General features: G+C 70.9%; 17 protein-coding genes and 1 pseudogene. 3 read left to right on the plus strand and 15 right to left on the minus strand.

Annotation, left to right across the window (positions count from 1 at the left end; all coding sequences use genetic code 11):
* Positions 1–59 precede the first annotated feature (59 nt).
* Complete coding sequence (locus N6H00_RS05325) at positions 60–212, minus strand: hypothetical protein (protein WP_268970396.1); 153 nt, start codon at positions 210–212, stop codon at positions 60–62.
* 207 nt (positions 213–419) lie between these two features.
* Here N6H00_RS05325 and N6H00_RS05330 point away from each other — a divergent pair, with 207 nt between their 5' ends.
* The gene (locus N6H00_RS05330; protein ID WP_268970397.1) at positions 420–1,181 is read left to right on the plus strand and encodes a TVP38/TMEM64 family protein; all 762 of its coding nucleotides are present in this window, start codon (positions 420–422) and stop codon (positions 1,179–1,181) included.
* A gap of 37 nt (positions 1,182–1,218) precedes the next feature.
* On the opposite strand, the gene N6H00_RS05335 is transcribed toward N6H00_RS05330, so the two are convergent.
* A complete protein-coding gene (locus tag N6H00_RS05335; protein WP_268970398.1) occupies positions 1,219–2,748 on the minus strand; it encodes an MFS transporter in 1,530 nt (509 codons plus the stop codon).
* Positions 2,749–3,044: 296 nt separating this feature from the next.
* Here N6H00_RS05335 and N6H00_RS05340 point away from each other — a divergent pair, with 296 nt between their 5' ends.
* Positions 3,045–3,917: an undecaprenyl-diphosphate phosphatase gene (locus N6H00_RS05340; RefSeq protein WP_268970399.1), complete on the plus strand. Its 873-nt coding sequence runs from the start codon at positions 3,045–3,047 to the stop codon at positions 3,915–3,917.
* A gap of 214 nt (positions 3,918–4,131) precedes the next feature.
* On the opposite strand, the gene N6H00_RS05345 is transcribed toward N6H00_RS05340, so the two are convergent.
* From N6H00_RS05345 to N6H00_RS05355, 3 genes are all read right to left on the minus strand, one after another.
* Entirely contained in the window at positions 4,132–4,779 is a 648-nt protein-coding gene (locus N6H00_RS05345; protein WP_268970400.1) for an HAD family hydrolase, read from the minus strand.
* A gap of 25 nt (positions 4,780–4,804) precedes the next feature.
* The gene (locus tag N6H00_RS05350) at positions 4,805–5,428 is read right to left on the minus strand and encodes a flavin reductase family protein (RefSeq protein ID WP_268970401.1); all 624 of its coding nucleotides are present in this window, start codon (positions 5,426–5,428) and stop codon (positions 4,805–4,807) included.
* Positions 5,429–5,532: 104 nt separating this feature from the next.
* Positions 5,533–7,347 carry an APC family permease gene (locus N6H00_RS05355; RefSeq protein WP_268970402.1) on the minus strand — a complete coding sequence of 605 codons (1,815 nt, stop codon included), beginning with the start codon at positions 7,345–7,347 and terminating at the stop codon, positions 5,533–5,535.
* A gap of 340 nt (positions 7,348–7,687) precedes the next feature.
* Here N6H00_RS05355 and N6H00_RS05360 point away from each other — a divergent pair, with 340 nt between their 5' ends.
* The gene (locus tag N6H00_RS05360) at positions 7,688–8,137 is read left to right on the plus strand and encodes a DUF1931 family protein (protein ID WP_329618503.1); all 450 of its coding nucleotides are present in this window, start codon (positions 7,688–7,690) and stop codon (positions 8,135–8,137) included.
* A gap of 208 nt (positions 8,138–8,345) precedes the next feature.
* Here the strand turns inward: N6H00_RS05360 and N6H00_RS05365 are convergent, their stop codons facing one another.
* The 10 genes and pseudogenes from N6H00_RS05365 to N6H00_RS40415 form a co-directional block, all read right to left on the minus strand.
* Positions 8,346–8,906, minus strand: a complete 561-nt coding sequence (locus N6H00_RS05365) for an Hsp20/alpha crystallin family protein (RefSeq protein ID WP_268970404.1) — start codon at positions 8,904–8,906, stop codon at positions 8,346–8,348.
* 6 nt (positions 8,907–8,912) lie between these two features.
* Positions 8,913–10,718, minus strand: coding sequence for an FAD-dependent oxidoreductase (locus N6H00_RS05370; RefSeq protein WP_268970405.1), 1,806 nt, complete (start codon positions 10,716–10,718; stop codon positions 8,913–8,915).
* Positions 10,718–10,981 (minus strand): UBP-type zinc finger domain-containing protein, encoded by a 264-nt coding sequence (locus tag N6H00_RS05375; protein ID WP_268970406.1) that lies wholly within the window; start codon positions 10,979–10,981, stop codon positions 10,718–10,720. The genes N6H00_RS05370 and N6H00_RS05375 overlap by 1 nt, the downstream gene beginning before the upstream one ends.
* 5 nt (positions 10,982–10,986) lie before the next feature.
* Positions 10,987–11,448 (minus strand): thioredoxin, encoded by a 462-nt coding sequence (trxA, locus tag N6H00_RS05380; RefSeq protein ID WP_268970407.1) that lies wholly within the window; start codon positions 11,446–11,448, stop codon positions 10,987–10,989.
* Positions 11,449–11,453: 5 nt separating this feature from the next.
* Positions 11,454–14,096, minus strand: a complete 2,643-nt coding sequence (gene clpB / locus N6H00_RS05385; protein WP_268970408.1) for an ATP-dependent chaperone ClpB — start codon at positions 14,094–14,096, stop codon at positions 11,454–11,456.
* Entirely contained in the window at positions 14,087–14,455 is a 369-nt protein-coding gene (locus N6H00_RS05390) for a chaperone modulator CbpM (protein ID WP_268970409.1), read from the minus strand. The genes clpB and N6H00_RS05390 overlap by 10 nt, the downstream gene beginning before the upstream one ends.
* Positions 14,456–14,498: 43 nt before the next feature.
* Positions 14,499–15,467, minus strand: a complete 969-nt coding sequence (locus N6H00_RS05395; protein WP_268970410.1) for a DnaJ C-terminal domain-containing protein — start codon at positions 15,465–15,467, stop codon at positions 14,499–14,501.
* Between the two features lie 7 nt (positions 15,468–15,474).
* Entirely contained in the window at positions 15,475–16,077 is a 603-nt protein-coding gene (locus N6H00_RS05400; protein ID WP_268970411.1) for a nucleotide exchange factor GrpE, read from the minus strand.
* A 46-nt stretch (positions 16,078–16,123) separates the two neighbouring features.
* A complete protein-coding gene (dnaK, locus tag N6H00_RS05405) occupies positions 16,124–18,046 on the minus strand; it encodes a molecular chaperone DnaK (protein WP_268970412.1) in 1,923 nt (640 codons plus the stop codon).
* A 335-nt stretch (positions 18,047–18,381) separates the two neighbouring features.
* Positions 18,382–18,544: pseudogene (locus N6H00_RS40415) on the minus strand (aldehyde dehydrogenase); the annotation flags it as partial.
* Between the last annotated feature and the right edge of the window lie 91 nt (positions 18,545–18,635).

The following is an 18,635-nucleotide window of genomic DNA, read 5'->3' on the forward strand; positions in this document are numbered from 1 at the left end:
ACCCCGAGTGCCTGGCCGACCCTCCCCCCAAGGGGTCCGTCGGAGTCGTCCGAGGAGGGTCAGCTTCGGGCGCCGTCGAGGCAGGCGGCGGGAACGGCGGCGGGCGGGTCCGTGGTGAGGGCGACGGCCGCGGCCGGAGTGGGAGAGGGGACGGCAGCCTTCGGCGCGTCCGCGACCGCGGACGTCGGCGTGAGGAAGGCGAGCCGGAACATGCTGTGATCTTCGCGCACTGTACGGTCCGCGTCGAATGGTTTTCGGTGCGCGCGGGGGACCGAAGTGCTCGTTCCTGACGTTCGGCCAAGGACCCGACGGCGCGTTACCGACGGTCCGGGGACCGTATGTCGACGGTCTGCCGACAATCGGGAGACAAGCCGACGACATCGCAGCGTCCGCCGATCCCGGTCGGTTACGCTCCAGCGATGCTCGATGTCGCCGCCCCGCCCGCGAACCCGGCCGTGCGCCGTGCCCGCGCCGTGCTGCTCTCGCCGTGGTCGCGGCTGGCGCTGCTCGCCGCGCTGCTCACCGGCTCCGCGATCGCGGTCTGGCTGTGGCAGCCGCAGCGGCTGCTGGTCCATGGCTGGCCGCCGCAGCTGTCGGGGGTGACGGCCGCGGCGCTGTTCACGGCCGCGTACGGGGTGGGCACCGCCGCGCTGGTGCCCAGGCCGCTGCTGAATCTGGCGGCCGGTGCGCTCTTCGGCGTCCAGACCGGGCTGGTCACGGCCGTCGGCGGCACGGTGATCGGCGCCGGGATCGCCTTCGGTCTGGGGCGGCTGCTGGGGCAGGAGGCGCTGCGCCGGCTGCTGCGGGGCCGCTGGCTGACGGCGGCGGACCGGCAGCTGAGCGACCACGGGTTCCGGTCCATGCTGGCGATCCGGCTGTTCCCCGGCGTACCGTTCGCCGCCGCCAACTACTGCGCGGCCGTCTCACGGATGGGCTGGCTGTCCTTCCTGCTGGCCACGGGGCTGGGCAGCGTGCCGAACACCGCCGCGTACGTGGTCGCGGGCAGCCACGCCACCACCCCCACCTCACCCGCCTTCCTCCTCGCGCTGGCGTTCATCGCGGTGCCCGCCGTGGCCGGTGCGCTGGTGGCCTGGCGCAAACGCGGCCGGATGCGGCCCGCGTGGGGCGGGCAGGACCCGGCCGGGCACGAGACACCGCCCAAGACGCCGCCGGGGGTCTGACGGGCGGACCTGCCCGCGGTGCCTCCGGCAGGCGGTCTCAGCCGTCGGCCGGCCCGGAGGCGGGGGCCGAGGCGGTCGCGGCGCGGGCGGACAGCGGTTCGGCGATGTCCTCGAGCGAGCGCCGTTCCGCCGGGGTGGCGAGGAAGGCGGCGACGAGTCCGGCGGCGACCATCAGCGACGCCCCGATGGAGAAGGCCAGCACGGTGTCGGCGACGACTCCGCTCTGCGTCAGGTCCGAGAAGATCAGCGGGCCGCTGATGCCTCCGGCCGCCGTGCCGATGGCGTAGAAGAAGGCGATGGCCAGGGCGCGCGTCTCCATCGGGAAGACCTCGCTGACCGTCAGATACGCGGCGCTGGCACCGGCCGAGGCGAAGAAGAGGACCGCGCACCAGCAGGCGGTCATCGTGGTCGCGCCGAGCCGGCCGTCGCCGAACATCCAGGCGGTGAGGAAGAGCAGCACACCGGAGAGGAGGTAGGTGCTCGAGATCATCGGGCGGCGGCCGACGGTGTCGAAGAGCCGGCCCAGCAGCAGCGGCCCGAGGAAGTTGCCGAACGCGATGACCGCGAAGTAGTAGCCGGTGGCGCCGCTGGGCACGCCGAAGAACCTCACCAGGATCGAGCCGAACCCGAAGGTGATGGCGTTGTAGAGGAACGCCTGTCCGATGAAGAGGGCCAGCCCCAGGAACGCGCGCCGGGGATAGGTCCGCAAGAGCGTCCGGGCGATCTCGACGAAGCCGGTGCTCTTCCGCGTTCTGACGGTGATGGCCTGGTCCGGCTCGGGGAGGCGCCGCCCGGTCCGGGCCTCGATCCGCCGTTCGGCCTCCGCGACCAGCTCCTCGGCGCCCGCCGCCCGGCCGTGGATGAACATCCAGCGCGGGCTCTCGGGGACGTTCCGGCGGACCAGCAGGATGGCCAGGCCGAGGACGACGCCGAAGGCGAAGGTGAGCCGCCAGCCGACGTTCAGCGGGAAGACGCCGGTGTTCAGCATCAGCACGGAGAGCAGCGAGCCGCCCATCGCGCCGAGCCAGAAGCTGCCGTTGATGATCAGGTCGACGCGGCCCCGGTAGATCCTGGGGATCAGCTCGTCGATCGCGGAGTTGATGGCCGCGTACTCCCCGCCGATGCCGAAGCCGGTGAGAAAGCGGAAAAGGAAGAACCACCAGGCGGAGAAGGAGACGGCGGTGAGCGCGGTGGCGGCCAGATAGACCCCGAGCGTGACGAGGAAGAGCTTCTTGCGGCCGTGACGGTCGGTGAGCCAGCCGAAGACCAGCGCCCCGGTGCAGGCCCCGGCCACATAGAGGGCCGCCGCCACACCGGTGACCTGCGCGTCGGTGATGGACAGACCGCTGCCGGGCTCGGAGAGGCGGCTGGCGATGTTGCCGACGACGGTGACCTCGAGGCCGTCCAGGATCCATACGGTGCCGAGACCGATCACGATCATCCAGTGCCAGCGCGACCAGGGCAGCCGGTCCAGCCGTGCCGGGACATCGGTGGTGATCGTCCCGCCGGTCCCGCCGGTCCCGCCCCCTCGGCCTCCCCGACCTCCGTCGGGCCCGAACGCGGTCATACGGCGCGGCTCCTCGGCTGTCCACGACTGTCCATGGCTGTCCACACCTGATCGTCGGCACGGCCCCCCACGGCCGGGCGGCCACCGCCGAGTACCCCTGGCCGATGTGATCAACCGATGCTCCGACCGGGCCCTTGATAAGCCGCGCACCCGGGGACGCTACGCTGCCCCACAACCGGCAGTTGATCCTCGACCGCCGGCCTACCCAACGACCACCCGCCTGCATCGGTCACGCATGGCCATTCACGGCCATGCACCGATCAGCGCACGATCAGCCTTTGGATAGCGAAGACTCAATGTCGTGGTTTGAATCACTCATCCTCGGGCTGGTCCAGGGGTTGACTGAGTTTCTCCCGATCTCCTCCAGCGCCCATCTGCGGCTCACGGCCGCGTTCGCCGGCTGGAACGACCCTGGGCCCGCCTTCACCGCGATCACCCAGATCGGCACGGAGCTCGCGGTGCTCATCTACTTCCGCAAGGACATCGTCACCATCGTCTCGTCCTGGTTCCGCTCGCTCTTCAGCAAGGAGTGGCGCGGCAACCACGACGCCCAGATGGGCTGGCTGGTGATCGTCGGCTCCATACCCATCGGCGTGCTCGGCCTCACACTTCAGGACGCGATCGAGGGTCCGTTCCGCGATCTGCGCCTCATCGCCACGACCCTCGTGGTCCTGGGCCTCGTTCTCGGCTTCGCGGACCGGCGCGCGGCGCGCGATGAGACGGGCGGCCGGCACCGTGTCGCCAACCAGCGCAAGACGCTGCGGGAACTGAGCATCCGGGACGGCCTGATATTCGGCGTCTGCCAGGCGATGGCGCTGGTGCCGGGCGTCTCCCGGTCAGGCGCGACGATCAGCGGCGGGCTGCTGATGGGCTACACCCGCGAGGCGGCGGCCCGGTACTCCTTCCTGCTCGCGGTGCCGGCGGTGCTGGCCTCGGGCGTTTTCGAGCTGAAGGACGCGTCCGAGGGGCATACGGAGTGGGGTCCGACGCTCTTCGCCACGGTCGTGGCCTTCGTGGTCGGCTATGCGGTCATCGCATGGTTCATGAAATTCATCTCCAGCAAGAGCTTCATGCCGTTCGTGATCTACCGGGTGCTGCTGGGTCTCGCGCTCTTCGCCCTGGTCGGCTTCGGCGTGCTGAGCGCCCACGCGGCCGAGTCGGCGGGCTGAGGCATGGGGATGGGCCGCCGGCCGAGGAGGGAGGAGTCCGGCGGCCCCTTCGCTCAGGTCTGGCGCCCCCTGAGCGGTATGGGACGAGTCAATCGCCATGCGGAGCGCCAGGGAAGGGTGTGCGGTAGATATATGCGAGCATTCGCAGCACACCGGGTGTGAATTTCCCACCCACCGCGCACCCCTCCCCTCACCGGCGGTCCGGTGAAGGCGCTCACACCGGCGGTCCGGCGACGATCTCCACCAGCTGGTCCAACGAGTCGATCCGCCAGTCCGCCATCGCCGCGTCGGCCGTATCGGCCCACAGACACCCCCACGGCCCCCGGCGGATATGCGCGGCCCGCAGCCCGGCGGCCTTCGCCGGCCGGATGTCGAGGGCCGGATAGTCACCCACGTACACCGTCCGCCGCGGCGCGGCACCGCCGAGCTCCAGCACCCGCCGGAAGAACTCCGGATCGGGCTTGACGACCCCCCATTGGCTGGACGTGGCCACGGCGTCGACGGGCAGCTCCAGTCCGCGCAGCAGCTCACCCGCCCGCAGCGACTGGTTCCCGGCCAGCACGATCCGCAGCCCCGACTCCCGCAGCGCGCCGAGCGCGGACCGCACATCCGGGTACAGATCGGTCTCGTCCAGCCACTCCCCCCGCCCGGCCGCCTCCCGCGCCCGCCGCTCGGCCTCGATGTCCACCCCCGGCCGCACCAGGCGGATCGCGTCCCCGTCGTCCCGTCCCCTCGCGACGACGGCCCCCACCAGCGCCGACAGGGTGTGCCGCGGCACACCGAGCCAGTCGGCCCAGGCGCCCCAGTAGCGGTCCTCACGGACCAGGGTCGAGCCGATGTCGAACACCACGGTCTCGATCATCGCGCGCGCCCGCGACCCCGGGCCCTCACGCCTCCCCCGGCCGCTCGCCCTCCCAGTCGGCGTACCGGATCCGGGCGATGTCCCGCACCTCGCCGACCGTGCCCCATTCGTCCTTCCCCAGCCGGGACAGCGGCCGCAGCCTGCTGATCTCCGCATGCCCGTCGACCATCACCGCGTCGTCGATCGCGGCATGCACCACCCTCCCGAAGACCACCGTGGAGTTCCCGAACCCCACCGTGCCGTGTACCACGCACTCCAGCGCCACCGGCGACCCCGCCACCCGAGGCGGCTTCACCCGCGCACTCGGCTCCTGCGCCACCCCCACCATCTCGAACTCGCTCACCCCGTGCGGAAAGTCCGTCCCGGTCGCGTTGACCTGCTCGAAGAGTCCCTCGGGCGCGAGGCTCACCACGAACTCCCCGGTGTCCTCGGCGTTCCGCAGCGAATCCTTCCGCCCCACGGAGGTGAACTGCACGATCGGCGGGGCCACGGACGAGACGGTGAAGAACGAGTGCGGGGCGAGGTTCGCCGAAAGGTGGTCTCGGCTGATCGTCGAGACCCAGGCGATCGGCCGGGGCACGACGACCGAGGTCAGCAGTTTGTAGAAGGGAGTGGAGCCCATGGCCTCGGGGTCGAAATCGATACGCATGCCGCCCAGTATCCGCGCAGCCGGCGGCGCGTCCTCACGAGGGATCGCAGCATCACCCAGCCCCTGCGTTGCACGGAACATCGCGATCCCGGCCAGTGGACCGGTCACAACCTCAGGCGGTACGGCATCATGCAGACAACCGCATCGGTGCGTGCCTGGAGGACCGCGGCCAGCAGCAGGCCGCGCTGGTTCTGGAGAAGCGCGTAGCGCCGGTGCCGGGGCTCGACCTCGGGGATGAGCACGGCGACCTCGCGGCCGGACTCCGTCTCGCGCCGCACGTAGGCGACCATCGGCTGCGCCAAAGAGCGGTGCGGACTGTCGACGATCTCCAGACGCACCCCGGGATTCCAGCGCTCCCAGGCGTACCGCAGCGCCAGCGCCTTCTCGGCCTCGGCCTGGACGCTGACCGCCACGACCTCGTCGCCCAGGGCCAGCGCCGCCGTCAGCGCACGCTGCGCGAGCCTGCTGACCTCGCCGACTGGGACGATGACCAGGCTCATGGTGTGCACCGGCGGGGGCGGGATCCGTCCGAGCCCCAGTTCCTCGCAGGCCGCCGTGTAATAGCGCTGGATGCGGGTGAACAGCAGCATCAGCAGTGGCACCGCGACCATGACCAGCCAGGCCCCTTCGAGGAACTTGGTGGTCAGCAGGACCAGCCCGGCCACGGTCGTCAGCACGGCCCCCAGGCCGTTGATCGCGGCCCGGCGAAGCCACCCTTCGGGCTGCTCGGTCGCCCAGTGGCGGACCAGGCCGACCTGGCTGATGGTGAAGCCGGTGAACACCCCGATGGCGAACAGCGGGATCAGCCGGTGGGTCTCGGCCGCGGCCGCGATGAGCAGCAGCGCCGACAGCACCGCCAGCGCTACCACCCCGTACCGGTACACCGGCCGCTCGGCGCGCAGCCCGAACAGGTGGGGCAGCCGGTTGTCCCGCGCCAGCACGCTCATCAGGACGGGGAGACCGCCGAAGCTGGTGTTCGCGGCGAGCGCGAGGACGAGGGTGACGATGAGGCTGGTGGCGTAGTACTCCCATCCGGTTCCGTACGCGCCGGCGGCGAGTTGGGCGAGGACCGTCACCCCGCGGCGCGGCGCCACCTGGTCGCGGCGGATGAGATACGCCATCCCGAGAAGCATCGCGCCGAGGAGCACGCCCAGCATCAGCTCGGTGTGCTGGGCCCGCTTGACGCGTGGCTCACGGAACATCGGTACGCCGTTGGCGATGGCCTCCACACCGGTCAGGGCGGAGCAGCCCGAGGAGAACGCCTTGAGAATGAGCAGAATGCCCAGCGACTCGGTGGCCCGGACGGAGTGGGCGGTGCCGACGACGGCCGCGGGGTGCGAGCGCAGGATCCCCATGACGACGATGCCGAGCATGCTGACGATGAACAGAACGGCCGGCAGCATCAGCACCCGAGCACTCTCGGCCACTCCCCACAGATTCACCGTGGTGAGCAGGACGAGCAGCACGAGGCAGACGGCGAGCAGATGTGTGGAGAGGGCCGGAAAGGCGGAGGCGAGGCTGGCGGCGCCGGCGGCCAGGCTGACAGCGACGGTGAGGACGTAGTCGACGATCAGGGCCGCTGCGGCGAGCAGGCTCAGCCGTGGCCCGAGGCTCTTCTTCGCCACCGCGTAGGCGCCGCCTCCGTCCGGATGGACGGCGATCACCTGGCAGTAGGAGATCACCAGCACGGTGAGCAGAACGACGATGACCACGGTGATGGGCAGCGTGGCGGTCAGCGTCCCGGTTCCGGCGGCGATCAGGACGACCACGATGGCCTCGGGGCCGTACGCGACCGAACTCAGCGCGTCCAGGGACAGCGCGGCCAGCCCCTCACCGCTGGTGAGCCGGTGTTTGTCGCCCTCCCCGTGGCGCAGCGGTACCCGGGGCCGTTCCTTGCGGTGTGCCAGTCCGAACGCCATGGGCAACCTCGGGGCGGGATATCGGGGGCGTCACGCGACAGTGTGCCCCGCCGTGGCGCCCGGCCATCCGAGGCGTGCCCGAACCGCCGCCAGTTCTCCGCCGCTCCCCGGGCACCCCTGGGCCGACGGAGTGTTCCTGGCGGTGCTCCCCGAGTGTCGCCGACGGGGCGGTGCCCGCGACCGTAAGGTGAGCTGGCGCGGGCACCGGCCTGTCGACAGGAAAGCGGTCCGCGCGATTGTTCCCGCGGACCCGTGCGGTCGCGCGTCCGGCGAGCGAGGGTGGCGCTGACGAGGCGCGCCGGGTTGCCGCCAAGCGCCGGACGACTGGAGGTTGGTGACCATGACGGTGATGTCCGTGCCCAGGTTCGAACGGTTCTTCCGGGCAGCGGCGGGGCTTGACGTCGACAAGAACGACCTCAAGCGCTACAGCGACTTCGTGAACGGCAAACTCTACGAGCTGCTGCTCATCGCCGAGGCGACCGCGAAGGCCAACACCCGAGACGTGATCTTGCCATGGGACCTGCCGATCACCAAGGGGCTCCAGGAGAGCATCCACCGCTTCCGCACCCTCGACCAGGAGATCGAGCTGAAGCCCATCCTCGACCAGCTCGCCACCCATCCGGTCCTGGACCGCACGCCCGACGCCGACACCGAGGCAAGGTATCCCGAGATCATCGGGGGGCTCAGCCTCGCGCTGGCCCAGACGTTCAAGATCGTCTACCCGGACCTGAAGAACCCTCAGACCGAGCACTGGGAGAGGGCCGGGCGGCTCTTCGATCTCCTGCTGTGACACCTGCTGATGCTGGGCCCGCTGCGGCTATGCCGGGATGACGGTGGCCAGGTCGGCGGGCATCCGTCCCCGAAGGTCGTCGTGTCGAACACGGGAAAGCCTGTGGCGACCATCGTGTTCGTCCTTCCGGTGCCCGCGGCGGCCGCCCGGCGGAGCGGGGGCCGCCGCGGGGTGAGAGAGCCGGTTCGCGGCCGGCAGGCGCGTGGTCTCAGGGGCCGCCCTGCGACTGCTGCGGCGGCTGTTGTTGTTGCTGGGGTTCCTGCTGCCGCCGGCTTTCGCCTTGAACGCTCTCGGTGATCTCTATATGGCGGGGCTTGGCGATCTCCGCCTTGGGAACGGTGATCGTGAGGACGCCCTCGGACATGGCCGCCCTGACACCCTCGGTGTTCACCTCGCTCGGGAGCAGCAGCCGGTACTCGAAACGGCCGGTGCGGCGGCCGCCGCGGCGCAGGACGCCCTTGCGCTCCCGTTCCTTGATCTCCCCGGAGACGGTCAACTCCTGGCCGTTGACCTCGAGGTCGATGTCCTGGCGCTTGACGCCGGGGAGTTCGAGTTCGATGTGGTACGCCTCGTCGCCTTCGGTCACATCGGCGGCGGGCGTCCACGTCGCCAGACCGGGCGTCGCCGCTCCGCCGACCGTGGATTCGAGCAGACCGCCCATCTGGTTGAGCAGATCGTCGAACTCCGCCAGCGGATTGCGCGCCCACACCCGGGGTCGGTCCATCGCGCCTTGGCGCTGCTGTTGCTGTCGTCGGACGGGTGTGCTCATCGTCCTTCACCTCCGGTCATGTGTAGCGGATGCGTGCGGGTCACCGCCCGGCGCGGCGGACCGGCCGGACGGAGCTTGGATGTCACCGTTCGGGCGAGTGGGGTCGGCGGTGGTGTGGTCGAGGTGGTCATGGACGTGATGGATGGCCATCGCCCCCTCGCCGGCCGCCGAGGCCACCCGCTTGACCGAGCCGCTGCGCACATCACCGGCGGCGAAGACCCCCGGCAGCGTGGTCTCCAGGCTCAGACAGCCGCGGCTCTGGCCCTGCCAGACGCCGACGGCCGACCGGGCCTCGGCCTCGGCGCCGGTGAGCACGAAACCCCGGTCGTCCAGGGCCAGGACGTCGGCGAGCCAGTCGGTGCACGGCTTGGCCCCGATGAAGACGAACAGCGCGCGGACGTCCACAGTGCGGCGCTCCCCGGTGCGGGTCTGCTCCACCACGATCGACCGCAGGACGTCATCGCCGCGCACCTCGCGGATCTCGGTGTCCACAGCCACGCTCACCCGGGGATGGCGCTCGATCTGGTCGACCAGATAGCGGGACATCCGGGCCCCCGGGTCCGAGCCCCTGATCAGCAGATGTACCCGGGGCACCCGCTCGGCGAGGAAGAGCACCGCCTGGCCCGCGGAGTTGCCGCCGCCGACCACGGCGACGGGGTCCGAGCCGCACTGCTGCGCCTCGTAGACGGTGGCCGCGTAGTAGACGCTCGACCCCTCCAGCCGCTCGATCCCGGGGACCTTGAGTCTGCGGTACCGGGCGCCGGTGGCCAGGACGACGGTACGGCACAGCGTTTCGCTGCCGTCGGCGAAGGTGACGCGGTAGTGGCCGTCGTCCGGTTCCAGGGACGTCGCCTCGGCCGGGATCCGCACCTGCGCCCCGAACTTGCGGGCCTGCAGCACACCCCGCTCGGCCAGTTCGGAGCCGGAGACCCCCGCCGGGAAGCCGAAGTAGTTCTCGATCAGGGACGAGGTACCGGCCTGACCGCCGGTGGCCACCGCGTCCACAACCGTGGTGGCCAGCCCGTCGGAAGAGCCGTAGACGGCGGCGGCGATCCCCGCCGGGCCACAGCCGACGACCAGCAGATCGTTTTGGCTGCGGTCGGGGACTGGTGGGGAGAGGCCGATGAGCCGGGCCAGTTCGGCGTTGTCGGGGTTGCGCAGCACCTGGTGCTCACGCCAGATGACGATGGGGGTGTCCTCCGGGCCGACGGAGAAGCGGCGCAGCAGCGCCTCGGCCTCCTTATCCGTCTCCAGGTCGATCCAGCGGTGCGGCAGCCGGTTGCGGGCCGCGAACTCCCGCAGCCGCCGGGTGTCGGGCGAGTAGCGCGAGCCGAGGATGCGGAAGCCGGCACCGGCCCCGACCAGCAGGGCACGGCGGCCCAGATAGGCGCGGAGGATGAGGTCGCCGAGGACCGGGTCGCGAGCGACCAGCACCCGCAGCCGGTCCACCGGGACGGCCAGCACCTCCCCGGCCTGGCGGGAGCGGGCGGTGTAGAAGGCCACCTGCCCCTGGAGCAGGCCCAGTTCGCCCAGGAAGCGCCCCGGGCCGTGCACTCTCAGCACCCGCTCCTCCGGGGTGCCGTAGTCCTCGATGATCGCGATCGAGCCGCTGAGGATGACATAGAAGTCCGTGCACTGGTCGCCCTCGCGGATCAGCACCTGGCCGGGCACCACCGGATGGCGGGTGCCATGCCCGGCGAGGAACGTGATCTGCTCGTCCGTCAGCCGCGGATACGCGCCGTACACATCCGGGGTCTCGTCCGGAACCGCTCCCTCGGGTGCGGTGCCTGCGGACCAGTCCTCGCTCGTCATCAGGCCATGGCCTCGTGGGCGTAGCACCACCGCCAGGTCTCGCCCGGTTCCATGGGCTCGACGATGGGGTGCTGTTCGGCGTACGCGTGCGCACGGGCGTGCTTGAGCGGCGAGGAGTCGCAGCATCCAACGTGTCCGCAGGTCAGGCAGAGCCGCAGATGGACCCAGGGGGACCCCAGGCGCAGGCACTCCTCGCACCCCTCGGGGCTGCGCGGGGTGACCTGGCGCACCATCGACAGGTGTGGATCGGGCTCGATGGCCATGGCGTTCACCCTTTCTTGCTGTCGCGGCCCGTCATCACCTGCTCGATCCACGAACGCAGGGTGCCCGCGGGCGCCGCGCCCGCGCGGCGGGCGACCAGCTCCCCCTTGTCCAGGATGAGCAGGGTCGGCACGGCCTGCACCTCGAACCGCTGGGCGAGCCGGGGGTTACGGTCGATGTCGACCTTGACGAGTTTGATCTCTCCGGCGAGTTCCCGGGCCACCTGCTCCAGCGCGGGGCTGACCATGCGGCACGGCCCGCACCAGGTGGCCCACAGGTCGACGACGACGAGGGGGTCGGAGTGCTCGGCGACCTCGGCGAAGTCCCGCTCCTCGGCGTCCACGATCCATGGCAGCGGGTTCTTGCAGTTGCCGCAGCGCGGACGGCCCTCCGACGCCGCGGGCACCTTGTTGGTCTTCCCGCAGGTCGGGCAGGTGATGGTGGGGGCCTTGACGGTCTGGCTCGGCATCGTTCTCACGCGGCCTTTCCGAGTGCTGCGGTCTCCGGCTGCCGTTCGTAGGTGACGACGAGTTCGCCGTGCTGGGCGTCGACCTTGACGGTGGCGCCCTCCTCGACGTCGCCGCGCAGCAGGGCGCGTCCGATGAGGGTCTCCACCTCGTGCGAGATGAAGCGGCGCAGCGGGCGGGCGCCGTAGACGGGGTCGTAGCCTTCGTGGGCGATGACCTGGCGGCCGGCGGGGGTCAGCTCGACGGCGATGAGGCGTTCGGCCAGGCGTTTGCGCAGTTCGTCGAGTTGGAGTTCCACGATCCGCTCGATCTGGGACTCGCCGAGCGGCTTGAACAGCACGATGTCATCGACCCGGTTGAGGAATTCGGGGCGGAAGTGGCCGCGCAGCTCGCTCATCACCAGGCCCCGGGCGTCCGGCTTGAGCTCGCCGTCGGTGGTGACGCCGTCGAGCAGGTGCGTCGAGCCGATGTTGGAGGTCATGATGATCACGGTGTTGCGGAAGTCCACCAGCCGCCCCTGGGCGTCGGTGATCCGGCCGTCGTCCAGGACCTGGAGCAGGGTGTTGAAGACATCGGCGTGCGCCTTCTCGATCTCGTCGAAGAGCACCACCGAGTACGGCTTGCGCCGCACCGCCTCGGTGAGCTGACCGCCCTCCTCGTAGCCGACGTATCCCGGCGGTGCGCCGACCAGCCGGCTGACGGTGTGCCGCTCCTGGTACTCGCTCATGTCCAGGCGGATCATGTTCTCCTCGGTGTCGAAGAGCGCCGCGGCCAGCGCCTTGGCCAGCTCGGTCTTGCCGACCCCGGTGGGGCCGAGGAAGATGAACGAGCCGATCGGGCGGCGCGGATCCCGGATGCCCGAGCGGGCCCGGATGATGGCGTCGGAGACCAGCTTGACCGCCTCGTCCTGGCCGATGACCCGCTCCTGGAGGATCTCGTCCAGGCGCAGCAGCTTCTCCCGTTCGCCCTCCTTCAGCCTGGAGACGGGGATACCGGTCCAGGCGGAGACGATGTCGGCGATCTCCTCCTCGGTGACCACCTCGCGCAGCAGCCGGTGCGCCCCCTGCTTGGCGGCCAGTTGCTCCTCCTCGGCGGTCAGCCTGCGCTGAAGCTCCTGGAGCCTGCCGTAGCGCAGTTCGGCGGCGCGGTTGAGGTCGTAGGTGCGCTCGGCCTCCTCGGCCTCGCGGCGCACCTCCTCCAGCTCCCGGCGCAGGTCCTGCACGCGGCGGATGGACTGCCGCTCGGCCTCCCACTGGGCGTGCTTGGCGTCGGCCTCGGCGCGCAGATCGGCCAGCTCCCGGCGCAGCTCCTCCAGCCGTTGCCGGCTGGCGGGGTCGGTTTCCTTGGCGAGTGCGGCCTCCTCGATCTCCAGCCGGGTGACCCGGCGGGTGATCTCGTCCAGTTCGGCGGGCATGGAGTCGATCTCGGTACGCAGCCGGGCGCATGCCTCGTCCACCAGGTCGATGGCCTTGTCCGGCAGGAACCGGTCGCTGATGTAGCGGTGGCTGAGGGTGGCGGCGGAGACCAGGGCGGTGTCCTGGATCTTGACGCCGTGGAAGACCTCCAGCCGCTCGCGCAGACCCCGCAGGATGGAGATGGTGTCCTCCACGCTGGGTTCGTCCACCAGCACCATCTGGAAGCGGCGCTCCAGCGCGGCGTCCTTCTCGATGTGCTTGCGGTACTCGGCGAGGGTGGTCGCGCCGATCATGTGCAGCTCGCCGCGGGCCAGCATCGGCTTGAGCATGTTCCCGGCGTCCATGGCGCCCTCGGCGGCCCCGGCGCCGACCACGGTGTGCAACTCGTCGACGAACAGCAGGATGCGCCCCTGGGCGGACGTGACCTCGCTGAGCACGGCCTTGAGCCGTTCCTCGAACTCCCCGCGGTACTTCGCGCCGGCCACCAGGGAGCCCATGTCCAGGGCGAAGATGGTCTTGTCGCGCAGCCCCTCGGGCACGTCGCCGTGGACGATGCGCTGGGCCAGGCCCTCCACGACGGCGGTCTTGCCGACGCCGGGGTCGCCGATGAGCACGGGGTTGTTCTTCGTCTTGCGGCTGAGGATCTGGGTCACCCGGCGGATCTCGGCGTCCCGGCCGATCACCGGGTCCAGCTTGCCCGCACGGGCCTCCAGCACCAGATCCCGGCCGTACTTCTCCAGCGCCTCGTACGCCACCTCCGGGTTGGCCGAGGTCACCCGCTGACTGCCACGCACCTGGGTCAGGGCACCCAGGAACGCCTCCTTGGTGACGCCGTGCTCCTTGAGCACCCGCCCCGCCGCGGTGGCGGACCCCTCCTCGGTGAGCGCGAGCACCAGGTGCTCCACCGAGACGTACTCGTCCTTCAGACGTTTCGCCTCCCGCTCGGCGGCATCGAGCAGTTGGGCCAGCCGCTGGGTGACGAAGACCTGCCCCGGCGTCGCCCCCGGGCCGGTGACCTTGGGCTTACGGGCCACCTCCGCCTCCAGCAGGGTACGCACCGCCTCCGGGTCGGCGCCCAACTGGCCGATCAGCCGGGGCACCAGCCCCTCGGGCTGTTCGAGCAGGGCCAGCAGCAGATGCTCGCCGTCGACCTCGGTGTGGCCGTACCGCTGGGCCCTGGTCTGGGCGTCCTGGAGGGCTTCCTGGGACTTCTGGGTGAGGCGGTTCATGTCCATGGCGGTTCTTCACTCCTCACGCCACTGCGGCGCAGTGCGGCTTCCAGCAGGTCGATACGGTCCAGCAGATCGAGCACCAGACCGATGGAGGCGTAGTTCAGGCAGAGCCCGGTGCGCAGCCGCTCGACGCGGCCCAGCGCCGCCGGGGCGTCGGGGGCGAACACCAGCCGCCCGGCGGCGTCGCGTTCGGCGTCGATCAGGCCGAGGGCGACGAAGCGCCGGATCAGGTCGGGGTGGAGCCCGGTGCGGTCGGCCACGGTCTCCAGGGTCAGCCTGCGCGCGGGCACCAGCTCATGGTGGACGGACGTCACGGGCGGGTAGTGGGTGGCCGTGACGGTCCCGGGTACGTGAGTGCTCATCGCTCCCTCCCGGGTGTGGGAGTGCTCCCAGCTGTGGGGGTGCTCATCGCTCGCTCCTGGGGTCGAAGGAGGAGGTGCGGCCCAGCTCCTCGAACAGCTCCCGCTCCCGGGCGCTGAGGCTGGGCGGCACCATGACGCGGATCTCCGCGTACAGATCGCCGCCGGGTCCGCGCGGGTTGGGCATGCCCTCACCGCGCAGCCGCAGCCGGCGGCCGCTGGAGGACCCGGGCGGGACGGTCACCTTGGCGGTGCCGCCGGGCGTGGGCACCGGGACGGTCGCGCCGAGCGCGGCCTCCCAGGGCGCCACCGGGAGCGTCACATGGATGTTCCGGCCCTCCAGCCGGAACCGGGGATGGGGCTGGATCCGCACCCGTAGGTACAGATCCCCCGCCGGTGCGTCACCCGTGCCCCGGCCGCCCTGCCCGGCCAGCCGGATCCGCTGCCCGTCGGTGACGCCCGGCGGGACGTTCACCTCGAAGGTGCGCTGCCCCGTGGGCCCGGCCAAAGTGACGGTGCGGTGGCCGCCGTGGAAGGCGTCCTCGAGGGTGAGCGGCAACTCCGCCTCCTGGTCGGCCCCGGGGATGGTGATACGGCCCGCGCCCGGCCCCGCGCCGCCACCGCCGAAGAACGCGCCGAACAGATCCTCGAAGTCCACGCCCCCGCCCCCGGCGTCCTCCCCGAAACCACGCGTGAACCGCACCCGGCCGCCGTCGCCGGCCGTCGTCCAGCCGCGGAAGCCACCGCCCCCGCCTCCGGTACCGGCCCCGACGCGCTCCTCCCAGTCTTCGGGAATCTTGCGGAAGTCCTCGCCGAACCGGTCGTAGCGGGCACGCGTCTTGGGGTCGGACAGTACGCTGTAGGCGTCGTTGAGCTCCTTGAACCGCTCCTCCGCGTCCGGGTCCTTGTTCACATCGGGGTGAAGGCGACGGGCCCGGGTGCGGAACGCCTGCTGAATCTCGTCCTGGCCGGCACCCCGTGAGACACCGAGCACCTCGTAGTAGTCCCGTGCCATGGCCGTCTCACTCCCGCTTGGCCACGGCCACGGCCACCGGCCTGAGCTGGTTGCCGGGATCCCCGTAACCGGGGCGCAGGACCTGGACCACCGTGCCCGGTTCGGCCTCGGGGTCCTCGACCACGCCGACCACCTCGTGCCGGGCCGGGTCGAACGGCACCCCCGTCTTCCCCTGCCGCTCGTAGCCCAGCTGGGCCAGGGTGTTCACGGCCTGGTCACGGATGGCCTTGACCCCCTCCACGATCGAGCCGGGGTCCGCCTCGGCGTGCGAGAGGGCGAGTTCGAGATTGTCGATGACAGGCAACAAAGCCGCCGCCGTACGCGCCCGCTCCGCCGCCCGCTCCCGCTCCACCTCCCTGGCATGGCGCTTGCGCAGATTCTCCAGATCGGCCAGGGCCCGCCGCCAGCGATCCTCCAGCTCCGCCAGCGCGGCGGCCTGCTCATCCAATACGGCGAGAGCGGGGCCGCCGGCCGCGTCCGGACCCGGGCCCTCCCCGCCCGTCCCGCGCGCCTCCGCGGCGCCCGGGGCGGGCAGATCCCGCTCCTGCTCCGGCTCCTCCGTCACGGCGCCCTCCGGCACCGGGTCGGGCTGCTGCGGTTGAGTGGACATCGCTGCCTCTCCGTCAGCCTTCCTCTGGGCCTACCGGTCGTACCGGTCAGCCCTTGTCGAACTCGGCGTCGATGACGTCCTCGTCGCCCCCGCCGCCTCCGGCCCCGGTGTCCTGGGCGCCGCCCGCCGCGGCCTCACCGGCCGCGCCGCCCGCGCCCGGACCGCCGGCACCGGCCGTCTCATGCGCGGCCAGGCCCGCGTAGACCTGCTGGAGCTCGGAGACCAGCGGCCTGGTCCGGTCGACACCGGCCTCGTTCCTGACCGCCTCACGGGCGTCGTTGACCAGCATCTCGGCGCGCGACCGCTCATGGGAGGGCGCCGCATCACCCAGCTCAGCAAGGCGCTTCTCGACCTGGTAAGCGATGGCATCCAGCTCATTACGCGCGTCCACGGCCTCGCGCAGCGCCTGGTCCTCGCCACGGTTGCGCTCGGCCTCCTGCACCATCCGCTCGACCTCGCCACGGTCGAGGTTGCCCGTCTCACTGATCTGGACGGACTGCTCCTTACCGGTGTCCCGGTCGCGCGCGGTGACGTTCAGGATGCCATTGGCGTCGATATCGAAGGTCACCTCGACCTGCGGCTCACCCCGCGGCGCCGGACGGATACCGGTCAGCTGGAAACGCCCGAGGACCCGGTTGTCGGCGGCCCGCTCCCGCTCACCCTGGAGGATCACGATGTCCACGGCCTGCTGATTGTCCTCAGCCGTGGAGAACGTCTCGGTACGCCGCACCGGAATCGTGGTGTTCCGATCGATGATCTTCGTCATGACGCCGCCGCGGGTCTCGACGCCCAACGACAGCGGGGTGACATCGAGCAGCAGCACATCCTTGACCTCGCCCTTGAGCACCCCGGCCTGGATCGCGGCGCCCAGCGCCACCACCTCGTCGGGATTGACGCTCATATTGGGCTCCTTGCCGCCGGTCAGCCGGCGGACCAGGGACTGTACGGCGGGCATCCGGGTCGACCCGCCAACCAGGATCACCTCGTCGATGTCACTCTCGCCGACCTTGGCGTCGGCCATCGCCTGCTGCACCGGGCCCAGACAGCGCTCCACCAGATCGCCGGTGATCTGCTCGAACGTGGACCGCATCACCGTCTCGGTCAGATGCTTGGGCCCGGCGGCGTCCGCCGTGATGAACGGCAGACTGACCTGGGTCTGGGTCACCGAGCTCAGCTCGGTCTTGGCCTTCTCCGCGGCCTCGAAGAGCCGCTGCAGCGCCTGCGGATCCCGGCGCAGATCGATGCCGTTCTCCTGCTGGAACCTGTCGGCGAGGTGGTCGACCAGCCGGCGGTCGAAGTCGTCGCCGCCCAGGTGGCTGTCGCCCGCGGTGGAGCGGACCTCCACCACCCCGTCCCCGACGTCGAGGATGGACACGTCGAAGGTGCCACCGCCGAGGTCGAAGACAAGGACGGTCTCATGGCCCTTCTTGTCCAGCCCGTAGGCGAGGGCGGCCGCGGTCGGCTCGTTGATGATCCGCAGCACGTTCAGACCGGCGATCTCACCGGCGTCCTTGGTGGCACTGCGCTGGGCGTCGTTGAAGTACGCGGGCACCGTGATGACCGCCTCGGTCACCCGCTCGCCCAGCTGCTTCCCGGCGTCGTCGGCCAGCTTCCGCAGCACCTGCGCGCTGATCTCCTCCGGCGAGTACAGCTTGTCGCGCACCGTGAAGCGGGCCAGGCCCTGCTCGTCCGGGACGACGTCGTAGGCGACCGCCTTGGCCTCGTCGGTGACCTCGTCGTAGTGCCGGCCGATGAACCGCTTGGCCGAGTAGATGGTGCCCTTGGGGTTCAGGATCGCCTGGCGCCGGGCCAGCTGCCCCACCAGCCGTTCACCGGTGTCAGTGAAGGCCACCACCGACGGTGTGGTGCGGCTTCCCTCGGAGTTCGGAACGACCGAGGACTCACCACCCTCCCACGCGGCGATCACCGAGTTGGTGGTGCCCAGGTCGATACCGACTGCCTTGGCCATGGCAACTCCTTCCAGGGCGACCGCGGGCCACAGTCAGCGCCCGCTCAGCCGCGGGAGTGGGATCGATGAACGAGCCTCTACCACAAAGGGTGACAAACAGGACAGCCGCCGGTCCAGCGATCCGGGGACGAATATCGGCGCCTCGAGCGCGCCCCGGGACGGGGGCCCGTCAGCGCGAGCCATCCGGGTGCGGGACGACCTTGGTCCAGCCCTCGTCGCAGCGGTCGACGTGCTGATAGCCGCTCGGGGCCTCGTCCAGCCCGAGCCCATGGGAGCCCTTGCCCTGGGCCTCGAGTTCACCCTGGACGTCCTTCCCGGCCGGGTCCTTGGGGGCGAGGGGTGGCCCCGATCTCCTCGGCCTTTCGCCCGGTCGCGGTGGAAGTCCACCGACCGCACCCGGCCGGCGCCCTTGAGTACCGCCGAATAGGCCGCCATCAGCCCGACCGGGCCCGCGCCGAAGATCACGATCTGGTCCCCGGGCTTGACGCCGGCCATCTCGGCTCGACCGTCACCGTACGCGGTCCCTCGTACACGGCTGCTTTCATGGCCGCTCCTCGAATCGGGAATTTCCGCTCCCTTCGTCACCGTC

It is taken from the genome of Streptomyces sp. S465 (assembly GCF_026898115.1).
Classification (GTDB): Bacteria; Actinomycetota; Actinomycetes; order Streptomycetales; family Streptomycetaceae; genus Streptomyces; species Streptomyces luomodiensis.

Coding starts and splice junctions, on each gene's coding strand:
- N6H00_RS05325 (WP_268970396.1), bottom strand. CDS start 212: ATGTTCCGGCTCGCCTTCCTCACGCCGACGTCCGCGGTCGCGGACGCG.
- N6H00_RS05330 (WP_268970397.1), top strand. CDS start 420: ATGCTCGATGTCGCCGCCCCGCCCGCGAACCCGGCCGTGCGCCGTGCC.
- N6H00_RS05335 (WP_268970398.1), bottom strand. CDS start 2,748: ATGACCGCGTTCGGGCCCGACGGAGGTCGGGGAGGCCGAGGGGGCGGG.
- N6H00_RS05340 (WP_268970399.1), top strand. CDS start 3,045: ATGTCGTGGTTTGAATCACTCATCCTCGGGCTGGTCCAGGGGTTGACT.
- N6H00_RS05345 (WP_268970400.1), bottom strand. CDS start 4,779: ATGATCGAGACCGTGGTGTTCGACATCGGCTCGACCCTGGTCCGTGAG.
- N6H00_RS05350 (WP_268970401.1), bottom strand. CDS start 5,428: ATGCGTATCGATTTCGACCCCGAGGCCATGGGCTCCACTCCCTTCTAC.
- N6H00_RS05355 (WP_268970402.1), bottom strand. CDS start 7,347: ATGGCGTTCGGACTGGCACACCGCAAGGAACGGCCCCGGGTACCGCTG.
- N6H00_RS05360 (WP_329618503.1), top strand. CDS start 7,688: ATGACGGTGATGTCCGTGCCCAGGTTCGAACGGTTCTTCCGGGCAGCG.
- N6H00_RS05365 (WP_268970404.1), bottom strand. CDS start 8,906: ATGAGCACACCCGTCCGACGACAGCAACAGCAGCGCCAAGGCGCGATG.
- N6H00_RS05370 (WP_268970405.1), bottom strand. CDS start 10,718: ATGACGAGCGAGGACTGGTCCGCAGGCACCGCACCCGAGGGAGCGGTT.
- N6H00_RS05375 (WP_268970406.1), bottom strand. CDS start 10,981: ATGGCCATCGAGCCCGATCCACACCTGTCGATGGTGCGCCAGGTCACC.
- trxA (WP_268970407.1), bottom strand. CDS start 11,448: ATGCCGAGCCAGACCGTCAAGGCCCCCACCATCACCTGCCCGACCTGC.
- clpB (WP_268970408.1), bottom strand. CDS start 14,096: ATGGACATGAACCGCCTCACCCAGAAGTCCCAGGAAGCCCTCCAGGAC.
- N6H00_RS05390 (WP_268970409.1), bottom strand. CDS start 14,455: ATGAGCACTCACGTACCCGGGACCGTCACGGCCACCCACTACCCGCCC.
- N6H00_RS05395 (WP_268970410.1), bottom strand. CDS start 15,467: ATGGCACGGGACTACTACGAGGTGCTCGGTGTCTCACGGGGTGCCGGC.
- N6H00_RS05400 (WP_268970411.1), bottom strand. CDS start 16,077: ATGTCCACTCAACCGCAGCAGCCCGACCCGGTGCCGGAGGGCGCCGTG.
- dnaK (WP_268970412.1), bottom strand. CDS start 18,046: ATGGCCAAGGCAGTCGGTATCGACCTGGGCACCACCAACTCGGTGATC.